The following is an 18,108-nucleotide window of genomic DNA, read 5'->3' on the forward strand; positions in this document are numbered from 1 at the left end:
TCCAATGCTCAATGCCAGTCTTCAAAGGCCCTCATCAAAACAGGCCTTGGGCCATTGCACTCCATAAGGCAATCTATGGCCGCTGAGCTCTCTCTTTTCCAGATCTATGGATATTCGATACAGTAACGAAGAGGTGTCGCATGAGTGGCGCGCGAGAATTTGTTTTCCACAAGAGGTTGCTCTATAATGACTGCGGTGGACAATTCTGCTGGTGAGGTGGATATGGACAATGATTTCTTGTGGTGGCGGGATGGGGTGATCTACCAGATTTACCCGCGTTCTTTCGTGGACAGCAACGCGGATGGCATTGGCGATTTGCAGGGAATCCGTTCCAAACTGGATTATTTGCAAGGACTGGGGATTGACGCGATCTGGCTTTCTCCCATTTTCCCTTCCCCGGATGTTGACTTTGGGTATGATGTGAGCAATTATCTGGATATTGACCCCAAATTTGGCACCCTGGAAGAATTTCAACAATTGGTCGAGGATTGCCACCAGCGCGGGATCAGGGTAATTTTGGATCTGGTGTTGAATCACACCAGCGATCAACACCCCTGGTTTGTCGAATCGCGCAGCTCGCGGGATAACCCCAAGAATGATTGGTATTTATGGAAAGACCCTTCTCCCAACGGTGGGCCGCCGAATAACTGGCAATCGGTGTTTGGCGGGTCGGGCTGGGAATATGAAGCCCGGCGCGGGCAGTATTATTTCCACATGTTCTATAAAGAGCAGCCGGATGTGAACTGGCGCAACCCCGCGGTGCGCGAAGAACTGGTCAATGTGTTTCGCTTTTGGGCGGAGCGCGGGGTAGACGGCTTCCGGTTGGATGTGTTTAACGATTATTTCAAAGATGCCGGTTTTCGCGATAACCCCGCAAAACTGGGTCTGCGCCCATTTGACCGCCAGCAGCATATCCACGACGTCAGCCAGCCTGAGATGATGCCGCTGTTGAAAGAGATCCGCTCAGTGCTGGATTCCTATCCGCAGCGTTACGCAGTGGGTGAAACGTTTTTGGGTGAAGATCAGGCGAAGACGGCGGCCAGCTACTGTGGCAGCGAACGCCTGCACGCCGCATTTAATTTCAGCTTTACCCACTGTAAGTGGGACGCCGGCCAGTTCCTGCGGGCGATCCAGCATTGGGAGAACAGCCTGGGTGATGACGCCTGGCCGACCTATGTGTTAAATAATCATGACGTGCGGCGTTCGGCCAGCCGCTATGCGCGCGGTGAGGACGACCGGCGGTTGAAAGTGGCCGCGGCCATGCTGCTCACGCTGCGCGGCACGCCTTACCTGTATTATGGCGAGGAGATTGGCATGCGGGATATCAAGGTGGGGCGGAGTGAGATTCAAGACCCCATCGGCAAGCATTACTGGCCTTTCTTTATTGGCCGGGATGGCTGCCGCTCTCCCATGCAGTGGAACGCGGCGAAGCATGCCGGCTTCAGCCAGGCCACGCCCTGGTTGAAAGTGAACCCCAATCACGCTACCCGCAATGTGGAAAGCCAGCAAAATGACCCGCGCTCGCTGTACCATTTCTACAGGAATTTGATTCAACTGCGCAAAGACCTGCCTGCCCTGCGCCAGGGCATGTTCCTGCCGCTGGTGCATGAACCACGCTATATCCTTGCCTATCTGCGCCAGACGCAGACGCAAACCGTGCTGGTGGCGCTTAATTTTTCCAGGCGGCGGCTGCCGTTAATGTTGAGCGGGCGCATGATCACCGGGCAGCCGTGGAAGCTGGCGCTTTCCAGCCGCGAGGACGCCCGCGCGGAATTGAGCGGTACGCGCCTGGACCTGGCTCCCTATGAAGCCAGCATTTACGCGGTGAATGAATAAAGAGCGGATTCGATGAAAGAAAAACCGGCTGGCGATTTTATGGTTTGCCAACCGGATTTTTTTATGGAAGTGGCTGCAGGTCAAATGGCTCGCCAACCAGCGCGCCGGCTTCGCGCAGCGAGTCGACCACCGCTGGCAGCAGGGGAATGCCCTCGCGCTGGTTAACCTCCGCCATTTCAAACTCTTTCTCACCGTGAATGTAAATCCGCTCTTCTCCCACCGCTTTGGGGGCTTTTTTCAACAATTCAATGTAGCGGTCCATTTCGTGTTGAAATTCCTGCGGGTCGCGGAAGGCCGATATGTCGATGGCGGCGAAGAAATGGCCGACATTGGCGCCGGGAATCTGGTTGGATGGGTCGCCCACTTCGGGACCAATCGCGGCGCCGGCCAGCACACCGCAGAACAGATCCACCAGCAACGAAAGCCCGTAGCCTTTGTAGCCGCGAGTTTCCGCCGGGCCGCCTAGGGGAAACAGCGCGCCGCCGTTTTGAATGGCGTGTGGGTCGCTGGTCGGGACGCCGTTCTCGTCCAATCCCCAGCCCAGGGGCACCGGCTGGCCCATTTTTTCATAGACGGCGATGCGTCCAATTGGCACAATGCTGGTGGCCATATCCAGCACATACGGCAGGTGCTTACCGGCGGGAACGGCCACAGCGATCGGATTGGTGCCCAACAGGCGGGTGCGCCCGTATGTGGGGGCGACCAGCGGCTGCGAATTGGTGAAGCTGACTCCGATGAGGTTGTGTTCCAGAGCCATCATCGCGTAATAGCCGGCAATGCCGTAGTGATTGCTGCAACGCACGGTGACCATGCCGATGGCGTTGGCGCGCGCTTTTTCGATGCAGCGGCGCATGGCGTATTCGCCCACCACCTGCCCCAGACCGTTTCCGCCGTCTAATGCCAAGGTTACGGGCGTTTCGCGCAGCACTTTGATCGCAGTTTGTGGGTTAATCGTTCCATTGAGCAAGCGGCTGCCGTAATAGGAGTGCAGGCGGATGATGCCATGTGAATCGACGCCACGCAGGTCGGCGGCCAGGATCACCCGCGCGGCTGTTTGTGCGTCGGTGGGGGAAACGCCCAGGCGCGTGAAAAAGCGCACAATATAGTCATTCAGGTCTTCGACCGAGAAGCGAAGCGGATCGGGCATATGATTTTCCCTCCAAAATTGGATTTTTGCTGCTGATAGTCATTATAATCTCGATCCGCACCCAGGGACGGCTGCTTTGAAAGCGCAGGGGCTTTGTGCTAGAGTATGGGTAAGGATCAAGCGAGAAGCGCACTCAATGGAAGGAGACAGATATGAACAGGAAAATCGCGATAATGTTCGGACTGGTGATGCTGGCGGCGGCCATGCTGGCTTGCGCATCGCTGCCTTTTGGCGGGGTGCAGGAAGCGGTAGAATCGGCTAAAGAAGCGGCAGAAACAGCCCAACCCCTGGCGCTGACAGCGGCGGCTGGCGCGCCTGAGCTGGTGGAAACCATGCAGCCCCTGGCGCTGACGGCGGCGGCCAACGCCCCTGAATTGTTGGAAACCGCCCAGCCGGCTGCAGCGACTGCGGCGGCTGAGGCGCAAGAGGAGCTGGGTGAAGTGAGCATCGGGGAAAATACATCTCCCTTCCCGGTGCCGGAAGGCGCTGAGAATGTGATGTCTACCGAGAGCCCGTTAAATTTTCAGGTCAAAATGACTTTGGACGCGGCTATGCAATACTACCGTGATCAATTGGGCGCGCAGGGATTAACAGAACGCGCCGATTTGGCCTCGGTTGAAGGGGGAACCTTCAGCATGGTCTTTGAGGGCGGGCCGGAGGGTAAATCGGTGGTGGTGCAGGGCGTCGCTTTGGGCGAACTGATGAATATCAATGTTCGCTACGAAGAAATGGATTAGATCTTGCTCACCGAAATGTGCCGGTAACCATTGAGTTTTTCCAGCAGGTCGCGGGCGTTCTCCGCGACCTGGATCATGTCCAGGTGGGGAGCTTTGATGAATCCCTCCGCGACGGAATGCCGCAGAAAAGTGAGCAGGTGGGTGTAATATCCGCCCGCGTTAATCAGACCAACCGGTTTGCGGTGGATTTCCAACTGCAGCCAGGTGGCCGCTTCAAAGAGTTCTTCAAAGGTACCAAAACCGCCCGGCAGGGCAATAAAAGCCTCGCCCAGTTCGGCCATCAGTCGCTTGCGCTCATGCATGGTTTCGACCACGCGCATATCGGCCAGGTCTTTCTTGGCCGATTCTGTTTCCATCAGCGCGCGGGTGATCACGCCGGTTACCTGTCCGCCGGATTCCAGACATGCCGCAGCCAGCGCGCCCATCATGCCGATACCGCCGCCTCCGTAGACTAGCGCAATCCCCGATTGGGCCAACGCGCGCCCCAAGTCGTGGGCCGCTTCAAGATAGACCGGGCTGCTGCCCGTGCTGGAACCACAGTAAACGGTAACTGAACGCATAAGAACTCCTTGAAGAGATCGGAATCAAGAATCACACCGGCAAAATTGGATTCTTACGGGGTATCATAAGCGATCCGCCAGGCGCTGGCAAGTATAATTTTTGCGGCGTCTAGCAGTCCTTGCGGCTCGATGTTCTCAACATCATCAGCGGGGCTGTGGTAATAGGGATGGTTGGCTCCATCTTCCCAGGCTGTAGAGAGCGTAATGGAGGGTATGCCATAGGCCAGCATTTGCCAGGCATCGGATCCAGGGTCTACTCCCAGGTGTTGGATGGGAATGGACATCTGCTGCCCGGCAGCAAGAACCACTTCTGCCAGCGGATCAGAGATGGTATTGTCCTGATCCCATAAATCGATGAACGTGTCTGTGCCTTTGACAGCGCCAAGCATTTCGAGGTTGATAAACGCTGATTTTTCGACCAGACCCGCTTCGCTGAGCTGGCGGGCAAACGCTTCGGAGCCCAGCAATCCGCTCTCTTCACTGGAGAATAGGACGAAGACAATGGAGGCGCGGGGAGAGATACCCGACTCGGATAAAATTCTGGCCGTTTCCAGCACGACGATTACCCCGGAGGCGTCATCATCCGCTCCATTGAAGACCTGGCCCTGTGGGGATACGCCGATGTGATCGTAATGCGCCCCGATGATCAGGTAACCGGCCGGCGGCTGCTGGCCAGCGGGCAAAACCGCGATGACGTTCTCCGCTTGCTGGCCGGGAATGGCGCTGTCGAATGGCTGGAGGTATTGGTCGAAGCCGGCATCGGTAAACGGCTGCAGTCCCAGCGCGACCATGCGCTCCACCAGCCATTGTCCCACTTCGTCTTCGCTGGGTGTTCCGGCCAGCCGGCCCTGGCGGGCGTCTGCGGCCAGCCAGGTGAGGTCTGCCAGCATTCTTTCCAGGTTCACCTGCGCGGAAAGCTGCTCAACGCCGGGTAAGCCTGGCGGTTGAGGTGTGGCGGCGTGGGCCGCGTGCAAGGTGGCGATGTGTTCCTTTTCAGCTTTATGGTCAATGGGGATGCGGGTGGCTGTAGGACGAAATTGTTGTGTGATGACCAGGCGCCCTGCGGTGGGGTAAGCATTTTGTGGTTGGGGCTGGCGGCTGCAGCTGATCACAGCCAGCCCAATGAGCAACAGAACCAGGGCAATCGGAACGAAAAAGAGTTTCTTCTTGGATTGGTAGGGGTGGGGTGGGCGATTGGATTCAACAGGAAATAGCATTATAATTTATCTTTACTGCGCATGGCGGCGATGTTCATCGGTCAGCCGCGTAATGATTTGATGTGATTATAAACCTTTAAGGGATCGAAAAGACAAAACTGGCCTATACAAAAGCCAGTTTTGTCTGATAGTGGTTATATCGCTTGATTAAATATCCAGATTGCGCACCTGATGGGCGTGGGTGGTGATAAAGCGCGTGCGCGGCGGCACGGCGGCGCCCATGAGCATATCAAAGGTGCGGTCTGCGGCGGCAGCGTCTTCAATATTGACCACCAGCAGGGTGCGGTTGGCCGGGTCCATCGTGGTCTCCCACAACTGCTGCGGATTCATTTCACCCAGACCTTTGTAACGCTGGATTTTGATCTTCTCGGCTGGTGCGTTGAGTGATTTGAGATATTTCTCTTTTTCTGCATCACTATAAATGTATTCCGATTGGTTGCGGTACGCGATCTGATACAAAGGTGGCTGTGCGATGTAGAGATGGCCCTCTTCAATCAGCGGCTGCATATAGCGGAAGAAGAAGGTCAGCAGCAGGGTGCGGATGTGCGCGCCGTCGACATCGGCATCGGTCATGATGATAACGCGCCCATAGCGCAGACCGGTCAGGTCAAACGATTCGCCGATGCCGCAGCCGAGGGCCGAGATGAGGGATTTCACCTCTTTGGAAGAGAGAATTTTGTCGAGACGGGCGCGCTCAGTGTTGAGAATTTTACCGCGCAGCGGCAAAATGGCCTGGAAGTGCCGGTCGCGGCCCTGTTTGGCCGAGCCGCCTGCCGAATCACCCTCGACGATGTAGAGTTCGGTTTTGTTGGGGTCGCGCTCAGAGCAATCGGCCAGTTTGCCGGGCAGGGTGAGGCTTTCCAGGGCTGATTTGCGGATGACCAGGTCGCGGGCTTTGCGGGCCGCGTCTCGCGCGCGGAAAGAGGTGAGGCATTTAGAGATAATGGCTTTGGCCTCGGTGGGGTTTTCTTCGAGGAAGGTGGCAAACACTTCGCCCACCACCTGCTGCACGAGGGTCTGCACCTCGGGATTCATCAGCTTGACTTTGGTCTGCGATTCAAACTGCGGATCGGGGTGTTTGATGCTGACAATGGAGGTCAGCCCTTCGCGGGTATCGTCACCCGAGAAGTTGGGATCGGATTCTTTGAGCAGGTTGTTGCGGCGGGCGTAATCATTGATCACGCGGGTTACTGCGGCGCGCAGGCCGGTAAGGTGCGTGCCGCCGTCAATGGTGTTAATGGTGTTGGCGAAGGAGTAAATCGATTCATTGTAGGCGTCAGTGTATTGAATGGCAACTTCCACGCCGATATCCTCCACCATTTTCTCGGCGTAGACGACCGGGTGAAGCACTTCGCGGTTACGGTTGAGGAAGCGCACAAAGGAAGAGATGCCGCCTTCAAAGTAGAAGGCCATCTCGCGGCTGGAACGCAAATCGATCAACTTGATTTCAGTCTTGCGGGTAACAAAGGCCATCTCGCGGAAGCGCTGCGCCAGTGTTTCAAAGCGATAATCGATGTCTTCGGTAAAGATTTCTTTGTCAAATTTGAAGGTCGTGCGCGTGCCGGTTACATCCTCGGGCACGCTGCCAATGTTTTCCACGTCGGTGACCGGGCGACCGCGCTCAAAGCGCTGGCGGTACAAACCACCGTTGCGGCGGACTTCGACTTCGCACCATTCAGAGAGGGCGTTGACGGCCGAAACACCCACGCCATGCAAACCACCAGAGACTTTGTAGCTGCTGCTGTCAAATTTACCGCCAGCGTGCAGGGTGGTCATTACCACGGTGAGGGCAGAAATGCCTTTGGTGGGGTGAATGTCGATGGGGATACCGCGGCCGTTGTCCTCCACGGTTACGCTGGAATCTTCGTGAAGGGTTACGGTGATATGGTCGCAAACCCCGGCCAGGGCTTCGTCGATTGAGTTGTCTACAACTTCATACACCAAGTGGTGAAGGGCTTTAATGTCAGTGCCGCCCACATACATGCCGGGGCGCCGCCGGACGGCTTCCAGTCCTTCCAAAACCTGAATGTTACTCGCGGTATAGGAAGAGGTTGTGTTTTCGGGTTTTCCCACGTAATCCTCCAGAGATGTTCAGTGAAGTACCAATTGAAATGGAGCGGTTAGGCTTTTTGGCTGCGCTGCTGCATCAAGCGTTGAATGCTTTCTTCCATCCATTGCGAACCGTCGCGGTAATAAATGTAACTGGCAGCCAGCAAACCGGTGGTTACAAAGGCATGACCCAGGATTCCAACCAGTGTCATCCATGAATCGACCGGGGGAATGAGCCAGATGAGGTTCATCCCCTGACTGAGCAAAACGATCACCAGAATAAACAGGCTGGTTGACGGCAAAACAAAGCGCACCAGGCGCACGCTGTTCAAAATGGACTTGAGAATATTCAACTTGCGCAAGAAAATTCCATGCGGAACAAAAAACAAAGGCAGCAGCAGCCAAAGGACAAAAAAGATGATGGCGAAAATGGCAATTTGCGCAAAGGTGGCGTTAATCATGCCAATGATGGAAACCATAATGCTGACCGGAAATGAGACCAGTACGATTAAAACAACCAGGCCAATTGAAAATGCCAGCGAATGAAAGGTCTGCCACTGCAAGTTCTTGAAAGAAAACGGGGTTTGCTCACCCGTGCAGAAGCGCGCCACTTCGCTAAAGTAGACGCTGCCCAGAATTACCCCAACAACGGCCAATGCCGCCCACCAGCCAACCGCCGCGCTGAGTGAAGGCAGTTCGATGACAGCACGGGCGCCCAAGGGGGAGTCCCCGGCGGGCTGACCGGCCAGCAGGCTGCCAACACCAATAGGAAAGCTGCGCAGCGAAGAGAACAGGTTGAAGTATTGCAGGATGGTTTGCCAGGTTTTCTCTGTGGTGGTTAGAATTTCCAGCATCTCAGGTGAGCCCATCTCTTGCAGGGTAACAAAGGTGTTGGAAAGCAAAGTTTCCATGGCCTGCTTTAAACTCAAGCGCGGCCCTACCCATAAGAACAGGTCCAGAATCACCGGGAAAAGGATGAGGTAGAGGCTGTTGGCGACGGTATTAAAACCGGCCCCAAGAGAAGACACCAGCCGGGGCGGTTGTGCGGTTGCAGTTTCAGTTTTTTGTTCCATACGACTTTCTATTTTACCATTAATCGCCGAGACCTGCCGGGGATGTCCGCGGGGTAGCCGTGAACTGCGTTGTATGTGGTTTAGACAGCTACTGGTGGGCGGCTCATTTCACTGGCAACATATCCATCTGACTTGGCAGTGGGGCGCAGGAAGGTTAAAATGAAAGCATGAATGAAAGGCAGCACCTGCCAGATGCCAACCGGTTGAGCATTCTGGCCTCAACCATTTTACTGGCGTATGCCATTTCTCCTTATGTTAATATTCCCCCGCGCAGCTTTGGCGTCACTCTATTTGGAGCGGTGTACAGCCTCAATTTTGATTTTGGACTGCTGCTTTCTTTGCTGGTCTCCATGCTGGCGGCTGTGGGCGCCGATTGGCTGATCCGAGATCACCCTGAGCTGCGCGAGACCAATACCATGCAGCACTGGATTCTGCCAGCACTCACCGCCTGGGTGCTGGGCGTGCCGCTGCGAAATCTGCAGCCGGGCTTGGAATGGTGGGTGGTGTTCGCGTTTGGCGGCATTTTGCTTATATTGGTGTTTGTCGCGGAATACATTGTGGTCGATCTGGCAGATGACCTGCACGCGCCCGCGGCGATTGGATTGACGGCGGTGTCGTTTGCCCTGTATTTGTTCCTGGCGATCAGCCTGCGGGCGGCCGGCCTGCGGTTATATACTATGCTGCCCACGATTGTGCTCAGCATGGCGCTGGTGGCGTTGCGCACGCTCTACCTGCGGTTGAACGGGCGCTGGTGCCTGGTGTGGGGCGTGGCTATTGCCGTGATTGTGGGACAGTTCGCGGTGGGTTTTCATTACTGGCCTTTATCACCGCTTTCTTTTGGCCTTTTACTGGTCGGTCCATCTTACGCGCTGACCAGTACGGCAGTGTTAATTGAAGAGAAACGCCCCTGGCAAACGCTGTGGATTGAACCGGTGGTCATGCTGGCTATTTTTTGGGGTATGGCGGTGATGGTGTGAGCGGGCTTGTCATCTCTGTGCGCCTGCTGAAAGAGATGATGAATCACCTGGAAAGGGTTTTACCAGAAGAAGGCTGCGGCTTGCTGGCAGGCAAAGCTGGCCGGGTGGAGTGGGTTTTTGCGGTGGAAAACAGCCTTCACAGCCCAACCCGCTTTGAGATGGATGCTGTGGCGCAGGTGAACGCGATGACGGCGATAGAGAATATCGGAAGCGATTTGCTGGCGATTTACCACTCTCATCCGCTTGGGCCGGACCATCCCTCTGAAATGGACACGCGCTTGTTTTATTACCCTGAAGCCGCCAGCCTGATCGGCAGTTTTGAAAACCGCCGGTGGGTATTTAAGGCATATCGTTTGCAAGGGACCATCTGGCAGCCGCTGGAGTTAACAATCGATTAACTTTACGGTAACTTTCGAGTACAATGGGTGTTTCTACTGTCCGGTAAAGGAGATTACAGCGGAATGGCTTTGATATTGGTCGGATTAATCGCAGCTTATCTGATTGGTTCCATCCCGAATGGACTGCTGATTGTGTGGCTGTTCAGCGGCAAAGATGTGCGGAAAATTGAAAGTGGCCGGACGGGCGGGACCAACGCGATGCGCGCGGCGGGTTTTGCCGCCGGTTTGCTTACCACGCTCCTGGATGTTCTCAAGGGCGCGGGTGCGGTTTGGCTCGCGCGCTGGCTGTCGCCGGGCAACTTCTGGCTGGAAGCGGCCGCCGCTGTGTTGGCGGTGATTGGTCATAACTATTCCATTTATCTCCTTGAGCGCAACGAAGATGGCCGCCTGCGCCTGCGCGGTGGGGCCGGGGGAACCTGCGCTCTGGGCGGCGCGATTGGCTTGTGGCCGTTGAGCCTGGTAATTATGACGCCCATCGCGATTGCCGCGTTTGTATTGGTGGGATACGCTTCGGTGGCAACCATCAGTATTGGACTGGGCGCAACAGTGGTCTTTTTGGTGCGGGCGCTAATGGGCGTTGGCCCGTGGGCGCATGTTGCTTATGGAGCCGCTTCGCTGGCATTAATCTTGTGGGCGCTGCGCCCCAACTTGAAGCGAATTGCTAATGGCACGGAGCGCCCGGTAGGGTTGCGAGCGGCGCGCATGAAAAAGCAGCAATAAGAGAAATAATAAAACCTTCTTCGCGATCAGAAGAAGGTTTTTGTTTGCTTGCAAGCTTTACTGCTATTATGCGGCGGCCGATTTTTGCGCGGCCATTTTTCTGTACAGGGCGACCAGGTTGCGCTGGTGCAGGTCTTGCGCCAGACCACCCAGTAAAACGCGGCTTTTTCCGCAGGATTCCACATCAATTTGCGCCAAATATTCGCCGGGGTCGCTGCGTTTTAGGGCATTATGTACGGCTTTTTCGATGCAGTCCAGATACCGCAGGTTTTCTGTGATAGCGTCATCGATTTCGCCGCGCAAGATGATATCTCCATGACCCTGGATGATGTTTTCCAGCCCCATTTCAGAAATGGTCTTGATCGAGCCGCGCATTTGCTCCAGGTCTCCATCCACGATATAGGGAAGGTTCATAAAGACATCGCCAGCAAAAAAGACACGGTCTTCTTCGATCAGGATGGACAGCGCGTCTGGGCTGTGGCCGGGAAACGGCATGAGAATGAGGTTCTTCTTGCCAACGCGCAGATTCATGTTGCCCGAAGAGAAGGTGATATGGGGCAGTACCAGCTTCACCTGGCGCAGGGCGTTGGACTGCTTTTTGGCCTGGTCGAGAGCTTCCTGGCCTTTTTCCAGCATGAATTTGCGGCAGAGCGTGTGCGCGATGATCGTTGCGCCCGGAAAGAAGCAGTTTCCCCAGGTGTGGTCGGCGTGATAATGGGTGTTGACGATATAGCGGACAGGCACATTGAGATGCTCTTCAATAAAAGAGCGCATCGCAAGGGTTTCCTCAGGCAGCGCGAGGGTGTCGATGACCAGCGCCCACTGCGGGCCTACCACCACGCCAGCTGTGACCTGCGCGTAGACATCACTTTGAAACCAGTATACATTTTCAGAAACGCGTTCGCGTTGCATGATTCCCTTCCTGAAACGAGCACGAAAGATTGCTTAAGATTGCAGATAGTAGAATAGCATAACCAGCGATAAATGTCAAAAAATCAATGCAAATGGCACCCCAATTCCTGTTGTGATATTCGTTGAAGAGCCACTTGCCCTGCTTAAAAATCGCCGGTAAGTTTAGTTTAATAACGGCAAAATTGCAAGAAAATTGAATATTTCAGGCATTTTGTAACAGGGTGTTCAGGCGGTTGAGGCCTTCTTCCAATTGCTGGCGGGAAAGCCCAAAACTCACACGGATATGCCCGTCCAGTCCGAAATGGTCTCCTGGAACGAAATAGGTGCGTTTGACCTGGATCAGGTTTTCGATCAGTTGTGAGGAATTGAGCGGGGCATGGTAGCGCAGAAAGACGATGGCGGCGGCCTGCGGGGGGACCCAGGAGAACACGCCGGGATGCTGGCTGGCCCAGTCCTCAAAGTTTTGGTAGCCCTGGCGCACGTAGTCGCGGGTGCGCTGCAGAAGGCGCGGGCGGACATCGGGCGAGAGCGCGTAGGCAGCCAGCTTGTTATCAATCATCCCGGTGCCAATGGTGATGTAGTCCTGGCGGGCCCACAGCTCCTGAGCGGTTGGGGCAGGCGAAACGACCCAGCCCACGCGCAGACCTGGCAGCCCGTAGGCTTTGGACATGCTGCCGATTGCGAGCACTTTTTCGTAGCGGCCCCAGAAAGAAGGGGTTACAGAATCGCCTTCGCGCTCGGAACCGGCATACACTTCATCGGCCAGCAGCCAGGCGCCAGCGCGGCGCGCGGCGGCAACAACGGCATCCATTTCTGCGGGGGTGAAGATGTGGCCGGTGGGGTTGTCGGGGTTGCAGACGGCGATCAATTTGGTGTTGGGGGTAACGGCGCGGTTCAGCTCGTCTATATCGAGCGCCCAACCACTTTCTTCCTTTAAGGAGAAGGTGTTGACTTTCATGCCTAAATTTTGGGCGATGCCCCAAATCTGCATGTAATTGGGCAGCATAATGGCGACTTCGTCGCCGGGGGCCAGCAGGGTCCACAGGGAGGTGAAATTGGCCTGGGCGGCTCCGGTGGTGACAAGCACATTGTCAATGGTGGTGCCGGGGTAAATGGCGGAAATTTTTTCGCGCAGTTCAATGGAGCCATTGGTTTGCGGGTATCCGAGAGTTGTGTTCAAAATCTCGTCCAGCACTTTGGGGTCTTGCACCAGCTCGCGCATGGTGAGGGGATGAACACCGCTTTCCGATAAGTTGTAGTCCACCTGGTTTTCCCAGATCGACATGAAACGTTCCAGATCAAATGGAATAAACTGTTTGCTCATAACCTTCTCTCTCTAATCAATTTTCATTCCAACGCCTTGGGAAAGGGCGCGGTGATAGGCTAACAGGGCTATCTGCGTATCCTGCACGCCCACGCCGGTGAGGTCGCAGATGGTGATTTCTTCGGGTGATTGGCGGCCAGGCAGCCGTCCGGCGACTATTTCGCCCAGTTCGGTGATGGGGGTCTGCTGATCAATAACGCCAGTCTGAAGGGCGTGATGCAGCTCGCCCAGGCGCAGGCATTGGGCGCGGCTGTCGCAGGCGATGCGGCTGGCTTTGCCAAACGCCAGGGCTTCAATTTCCTGCTTGTGCTCCGAGTCGGCGCCCATGCAGGTGATGTGCAACCCCGCGTGCAGCCATTCGGCTTTGACGATGGGCTGGTGGGAGGGAGTGGTGGTAACAACGAAGTCGCTCTGACGGACGACTTCTTCAGGGCTGGCGGCAATTTGCACACTGAGGCCCAGTTCGGCCTGCATGTCTTGCGCGTAAGCTTGCACCGCAAGCGGGTCGATGCCGTAGACGATGAGCTGAGAAAATTCGCGCACCAACTTCAGGGCGCGAATCTGGTAGCGAGACTGCATTCCAGACCCGATGACGCCAACTCTTTGCGGGTTGGCAGGGGCAAGGTATTGGGCGGCCAGCGCGCCGGCCAACCCGGTGCGCACGTCGGTGAGGTAGCCATTATCTAGCAGCACGGCCTGCGGGAAGCCGGTTACCGCGCTGACGACCAGCATCATGCCGCTGCCGGTGGGCAGGCCGAGGCTGGCATTATCAAAAAACCCGGCAGCCACTTTAATGGCAAAGGCGTTCAGCCCATGCAGGTAGGCGCTCTTCACGTCGACTTCGCCGTTGTGCTCGGGCACGTCAATGCGCATGATGGGCGGCAGGGTGGCTTCGCCGCAAGATAATTTCCGAAAGCCCTCGGCTACGGCCTGGAGAGCGGGGATGTCCATCGGCACCAACTGCCGGATTTCCTTTTCATTTAAGATCAGCACGATCCACCTCGATTGAGTCCATGCCTGGTTGCCAGAACGGTTACACAGCCAGTTTCTGGCTGGCAATCTTGATCAGGACGGGCAGGTTGACATTGCCGCCGCTCAAAACCACGGCGATTCCCTGGCCGCTGGATTTCACCTTTCCTGCCAGCAGGGCTGCCAAGCCAACCGCGCCGGCACCTTCCAGCACCAGGTGATGGTGGTGAAGGGCGTGGAACATGGCGCTGGCGATTTCTTCTTCGCTGACTGTGATGGTCTCATCGGCCAGGCGCTGCACATAGCGGAAGGTCCAGGTGTTGTTAAGCCCAATGCCGCCCGCCAGGCCGTCGGCCAGAGTAGGTTCTTCTGGAATTTCAACTACATGCCCGGCTTTGAGCGATTCGATCATAACCGGCGCGCGCTGCATGCTCACACCGATCACGCGTGCTTTGGGGTTGGCACTCTTCACGGCCAGGGCGATGCCTGAGAGGAGCGACCCACCAGAGAGCGGGACAACAAATGTGTCTACCTGGGGGGCGTCCTCCATGATTTCCAGCCCAATAGTTCCCTGGCCGGTAATGGCATTGGGGTCGTCAAAGGAGTGAGTCATAGTCAGACCGCGTTCCACCTCTAACTGGTCAGCAAAAATCAGGGCATCATCCGCGGTTTTACCGCCCACAATCAGCTCGCCGCCCAGGTCTAAAATGGCCTGGCGCTTATTGGGGGGAACGGCCTCGGTGATGCATACCACGGCATGCACGCCCAGTTTTTGAGCCATCAGCGAAAGCGCCCGGCCATGATTGCCCGATGAGCAGGTGAGCACACCTTTCGCCTTTTGCTGCGGGGTGAGGTGGAGCAATTTATTGGCCGCTCCGCGGATTTTGAACGAGCCGGTGATTTGCAAGTTCTCGGCTTTGGCCAGCACCGGCGCTTCGGCCAGGGCGCTGAGTTCCGGCATTTCCAGAAGAGGTGTTTTTCGAATATGGGGAGAAATTAACTGGCGGGCTTCATAGATATGTTTCAGGGTCAGTTCCAGATCTTGCAGCATAGATACCTCAATAGAAAGCCAGGGTTAGTAGATGAGCTGGCAAAAACGGGTGGGTGTGCGGGTTGGATTAAAATTCGAGTTCCAGGCCAGGAACACGCGCTTTTCTCTCCATGTAGGAGGACAGGCTGTTCATGGCAAACACGATCACCAGGTAGATGACAGCCACGCTGAAGTAGGCGCCAATGGGGTTGTAGGTGTGGGCGGCGATCGTTTTTGCCTGGGTCATCAGGTCTGGCACAGCGATCAGGAAGGCAATCGCGGAGGCTTTCAGCAGGGAAGGAGGCTCATTCGACCAGGCAGGAATGACCAGGCGCAGGGCTTGGGGAAGGATGATGTGGCGAATGGCTTCCAACCGGCTCATCCCAATCGCGCGCGCGGCCATCATCTGCCCGCCGCCAACCGCTTGGATGGCACCGCGAAAGTACTCGGCCTGATACGCGCCGCTGTTCAGGCCTAAAACGATGTAAGCGGCCGTCATGCGCGAGAGGGTCATGCCCAAATCGGGCAGGCCAAAGTAGACCAGGAAAAGCTGCACCAGCACGGGCGTTCCGCGAAACAGCTCGATGTAAGCAATGGCCAGCCAGCGCAGATATTTTCCACCGTAGACGCGCAGCACCGCGGCCGGGAGGCCCAATAAGAACCCCAATCCCAGGCCGACGGCGGTCAGTTGGAGGGTGATCAGCGCGCCGCGGTAAAAACTTGGCAGCGCGGATTGAAAAAATTCCAGGAATTCGTTCATTCTGGCTCCCCGGGTTTATCTTGGTCGTGCTTGCCGTACAGTTCGGTGATCTTCCAGAGAAACTCGCGCGTGCGGTTGTGTTTGGGGTGCTGGAAAAGGTCATCGGGAGGGCCTTCTTCAACCACGACACCGCTTTCCATAAAAACGATTTTATCGGCCACCTCGCGTGCAAAGCCCATTTCATGGGTAACCACCAGCATGGTCATGCCTTCACTGGCCAGCTTGCGCATTACTTCCAGCACTTCACCGATCAATTCAGGGTCGAGGGCAGAGGTGGGCTCGTCAAAAAGCATGATGCGTGGATCCATCGCCAGGGCGCGGGCGATGCCGACGCGCTGCTTTTGCCCGCCAGAGAGCTGACCGGGATACAGATTGGCTTTGTCTTTCAGACCAACCCGCTCCAATTCAAACATGGCTTTTAGGCGCGCCTGAGCAGGATCCATTTTCAACACTTTGAGAGGGCCAATCATGACATTATCGAGAGCGGTGAGGTGATTGAAGAGGAGAAAGTCTTGAAAGACCATGCCGATATGCTTGCGGACCTCATTCTCGTCAACGCCGTGTGCGTTGATCTCTTTTCCATCCAGAAAGATGCGCCCGCTGTTGGGCTTGGTGAGCAGGTTAATACAGCGCAGCATGGTGCTTTTTCCGGTGCCGCTGGGGCCAATAATCACCACGGTGTCACCTTCATTAATGTCGAGGGTGATATCTTTCAGAATGGTGGTGTGGCCATAAGATTTGGAAAGGTTTTCAATTCGGAGAATGGTTTTTTCCACGAGATTTCCTCTAAAGTGCAGGGTTAAAAGCCGGGAATGCGGGTTTTTTCTTCGACCTTATCTAACAACCGGTTGGAGAGGAAGGTCAGCAGAAAATAGATGAGCGCCGCGACAGAAAAGGCTAGAAAGGGCTGGTAGGTGCGCGCGCTTACAAATTGCGCCCGGCGCAGAATTTCGGGAACGCCAATCGCGTATACCAGTGAAGAGTCTTTCAGAACCAGAGCGACCTCGTTGGACCAAGGTGGAATGGCCAGCCGCAGCGCCTGCGGGATGATGATGTGGCGAATAGCCGTCACGCGAGACATGCCCAGCGCACGGGCGGCCATCATCTGGCCAGAGCCAACCGATTGGATCGCTCCGCGCATAATTTCCAATTGATACGAACTGCTGATAATGCCTAAAGCGATGGAGCCGGCCCAAAAGGGAGAAATGTTAATGGAGCCGGCAATGATGAAATAGAGAATAAAGAGGAGAACAATGGGGGGAACCGCCCGCATGACCGTGGAGTAAACTGCGGCGAAAGAAGATAAGATTTTTCCGCCATACACCCGCGCCAATGCCAACAGCATCCCCAATAACAGTCCCATCGGGAGCGCGACCACCGAAACCGCAATGGTGATGAACGTTCCCTGTAAGATGTACCCCATGATTTCAAGAACCATTGGTAATTTATTTTCCTTTGTTATCCGAATTTGGCAGATTTTGACGAATGTATCAAACCGATGAATGATGATGGGGTGTTACGAGGATTCGAACGGAGGATGCGGTGTTTTACACCGCATCCTCCGTTATTAAGACTATTGGCCGATGTATTTAGCAGCGATCTCATCAATGAAGCCGCTGTCTTGCAGCTTCTTGATAATAGTGTTCAGCTCCGCCTGCAGTTCTTTTTCGCCTTCGGGAAGGATGATGTTGACCGGACCGGTGGACAGTTCGGCGTGATAAATCACCTTCAGGCCGCCCAGATTTTGCGCCAGGGCCAGGGCGGGAACGTAGTCGGTCATCAGCAGGTCAATGCGGCCCGATTTGACATCCAGGCCGGCCTGGTCGATGCGCTCGTAGCGGAAGAGATTTGCTTCGGCAATCAGGCCGGTATCAAGCAGATTTTCCGTTACCCAACCATCGGCGGTGGAGCCGGTTTGAACGCCCAGTTTGTAATTGGCGGCGTCTTCGGGTTTGGTGAATTCGCCGGCAAAGCCTTCGGCAGCCACGAAACCATCTTCGGCGTAGTAATACGGATCAGAGAAATCGACAGTTTTATCGCGTTCTTCGTTATAGTTGAAGGCGGCGATGGCCAGGTCAATTTTGCCTTCCTGCACAGCGGCAATCAGGCTGTCAAAGGGCATGTCTTGAATTTCTACGGTTACGCCCATTTCTTCGCCGAGCTTGTTCATCAGGGCGACGTCAAAGCCGTCAAAATTGCCGTTGGCATCCACAAATTCAAAGGGCGGATAATCCGCAGAAGTGCCGATGACAACTTTTCCGTTCTTTTTGATCGCTTCCAGCTTGTTGGCCGCAGCGCCGCCGCCGCAAGCCGCCAGCAGAACAGCTACCATCACCAGGGCAAACACCACATAGAACTTCGATTTCATATTTCTTTCCTCCTCAAGGAATTGGTTTGGT

The 18,108-nt window shown here is 55.6% G+C and carries 18 protein-coding genes; 5 read left to right on the plus strand and 13 right to left on the minus strand.

Annotated elements, in window-relative coordinates; translation table 11 throughout:
• The first annotated feature begins 186 nt into the window (after window positions 1-186).
• Window positions 187-1,836: an alpha-glucosidase gene (locus tag ADN00_RS01035; RefSeq protein WP_075061104.1), complete on the plus strand. Its 1,650-nt coding sequence runs from the start codon at window positions 187-189 to the stop codon at window positions 1,834-1,836.
• Window positions 1,837-1,897: 61 nt separating this feature from the next.
• Here the strand turns inward: ADN00_RS01035 and ADN00_RS01040 are convergent, their stop codons facing one another.
• A complete protein-coding gene (locus tag ADN00_RS01040) occupies window positions 1,898-2,983 on the minus strand; it encodes an Ldh family oxidoreductase (protein WP_075061105.1) in 1,086 nt (361 codons plus the stop codon).
• A gap of 152 nt (window positions 2,984-3,135) precedes the next feature.
• Between ADN00_RS01040 and ADN00_RS01045 the strand changes: the two genes are divergently transcribed.
• Window positions 3,136-3,720 (plus strand): hypothetical protein, encoded by a 585-nt coding sequence (locus tag ADN00_RS01045; RefSeq protein ID WP_152966209.1) that lies wholly within the window; start codon window positions 3,136-3,138, stop codon window positions 3,718-3,720.
• On the opposite strand, the gene ADN00_RS01050 is transcribed toward ADN00_RS01045, so the two are convergent.
• The 4 genes from ADN00_RS01050 to ADN00_RS01065 all read right to left on the minus strand — a co-directional run bounded on the left by ADN00_RS01050 (window position 3,717) and on the right by ADN00_RS01065 (window position 8,619).
• A complete protein-coding gene (locus ADN00_RS01050; protein ID WP_075061107.1) occupies window positions 3,717-4,280 on the minus strand; it encodes an LOG family protein in 564 nt (187 codons plus the stop codon). The two genes, ADN00_RS01045 and ADN00_RS01050, sit on opposite strands and share 4 nt — an antisense overlap.
• A gap of 53 nt (window positions 4,281-4,333) precedes the next feature.
• Complete coding sequence (locus tag ADN00_RS01055; protein WP_075061108.1) at window positions 4,334-5,497, minus strand: M28 family metallopeptidase; 1,164 nt, start codon at window positions 5,495-5,497, stop codon at window positions 4,334-4,336.
• Between the two features lie 147 nt (window positions 5,498-5,644).
• Window positions 5,645-7,570 (minus strand): DNA topoisomerase (ATP-hydrolyzing) subunit B, encoded by a 1,926-nt coding sequence (gene gyrB, locus ADN00_RS01060; RefSeq protein WP_075061109.1) that lies wholly within the window; start codon window positions 7,568-7,570, stop codon window positions 5,645-5,647.
• Window positions 7,571-7,617: 47 nt separating this feature from the next.
• A complete protein-coding gene (locus ADN00_RS01065; protein WP_075061110.1) occupies window positions 7,618-8,619 on the minus strand; it encodes a hypothetical protein in 1,002 nt (333 codons plus the stop codon).
• 167 nt (window positions 8,620-8,786) lie between these two features.
• Here ADN00_RS01065 and ADN00_RS01070 point away from each other — a divergent pair, with 167 nt between their 5' ends.
• The 3 genes from ADN00_RS01070 to ADN00_RS01080 all read left to right on the plus strand — a co-directional run bounded on the left by ADN00_RS01070 (window position 8,787) and on the right by ADN00_RS01080 (window position 10,714).
• Window positions 8,787-9,596 carry a DUF5656 family protein gene (locus tag ADN00_RS01070; protein ID WP_075061111.1) on the plus strand — a complete coding sequence of 270 codons (810 nt, stop codon included), beginning with the start codon at window positions 8,787-8,789 and terminating at the stop codon, window positions 9,594-9,596.
• Window positions 9,593-9,994, plus strand: a complete 402-nt coding sequence (locus ADN00_RS01075; protein ID WP_075061112.1) for a M67 family metallopeptidase — start codon at window positions 9,593-9,595, stop codon at window positions 9,992-9,994. The genes ADN00_RS01070 and ADN00_RS01075 overlap by 4 nt, the downstream gene beginning before the upstream one ends.
• 63 nt (window positions 9,995-10,057) lie before the next feature.
• Entirely contained in the window at window positions 10,058-10,714 is a 657-nt protein-coding gene (locus ADN00_RS01080) for a glycerol-3-phosphate acyltransferase (RefSeq protein ID WP_075061113.1), read from the plus strand.
• 66 nt (window positions 10,715-10,780) lie between these two features.
• On the opposite strand, the gene ADN00_RS01085 is transcribed toward ADN00_RS01080, so the two are convergent.
• From ADN00_RS01085 to ADN00_RS01120, 8 genes are all read right to left on the minus strand, one after another.
• A complete protein-coding gene (locus tag ADN00_RS01085; protein WP_075061114.1) occupies window positions 10,781-11,626 on the minus strand; it encodes an MBL fold metallo-hydrolase in 846 nt (281 codons plus the stop codon).
• 202 nt (window positions 11,627-11,828) lie between these two features.
• Entirely contained in the window at window positions 11,829-12,950 is a 1,122-nt protein-coding gene (locus ADN00_RS01090) for an aminotransferase class I/II-fold pyridoxal phosphate-dependent enzyme (RefSeq protein ID WP_075061115.1), read from the minus strand.
• Between the two features lie 12 nt (window positions 12,951-12,962).
• Window positions 12,963-13,943 carry a cyclodeaminase gene (locus tag ADN00_RS01095; RefSeq protein ID WP_075061116.1) on the minus strand — a complete coding sequence of 327 codons (981 nt, stop codon included), beginning with the start codon at window positions 13,941-13,943 and terminating at the stop codon, window positions 12,963-12,965.
• A gap of 40 nt (window positions 13,944-13,983) precedes the next feature.
• Window positions 13,984-14,970, minus strand: coding sequence for a threonine ammonia-lyase (locus tag ADN00_RS01100; protein ID WP_075061117.1), 987 nt, complete (start codon window positions 14,968-14,970; stop codon window positions 13,984-13,986).
• A gap of 67 nt (window positions 14,971-15,037) precedes the next feature.
• Window positions 15,038-15,709, minus strand: a complete 672-nt coding sequence (locus tag ADN00_RS01105; protein ID WP_075061118.1) for an amino acid ABC transporter permease — start codon at window positions 15,707-15,709, stop codon at window positions 15,038-15,040.
• Window positions 15,706-16,485 carry an amino acid ABC transporter ATP-binding protein gene (locus ADN00_RS01110; protein WP_075061119.1) on the minus strand — a complete coding sequence of 260 codons (780 nt, stop codon included), beginning with the start codon at window positions 16,483-16,485 and terminating at the stop codon, window positions 15,706-15,708. The genes ADN00_RS01105 and ADN00_RS01110 overlap by 4 nt, the downstream gene beginning before the upstream one ends.
• A 23-nt stretch (window positions 16,486-16,508) precedes the next feature.
• The gene (locus tag ADN00_RS01115) at window positions 16,509-17,147 is read right to left on the minus strand and encodes an amino acid ABC transporter permease (RefSeq protein ID WP_075061120.1); all 639 of its coding nucleotides are present in this window, start codon (window positions 17,145-17,147) and stop codon (window positions 16,509-16,511) included.
• A gap of 135 nt (window positions 17,148-17,282) precedes the next feature.
• A complete protein-coding gene (locus ADN00_RS01120; protein ID WP_075061121.1) occupies window positions 17,283-18,077 on the minus strand; it encodes an ABC transporter substrate-binding protein in 795 nt (264 codons plus the stop codon).
• Window positions 18,078-18,108: the final 31 nt, after the last annotated feature.

The sequence above is a fragment of the Ornatilinea apprima genome, from assembly GCF_001306115.1.
GTDB classification, from domain to species: Bacteria; Chloroflexota; Anaerolineae; order Anaerolineales; family Anaerolineaceae; genus Ornatilinea; species Ornatilinea apprima.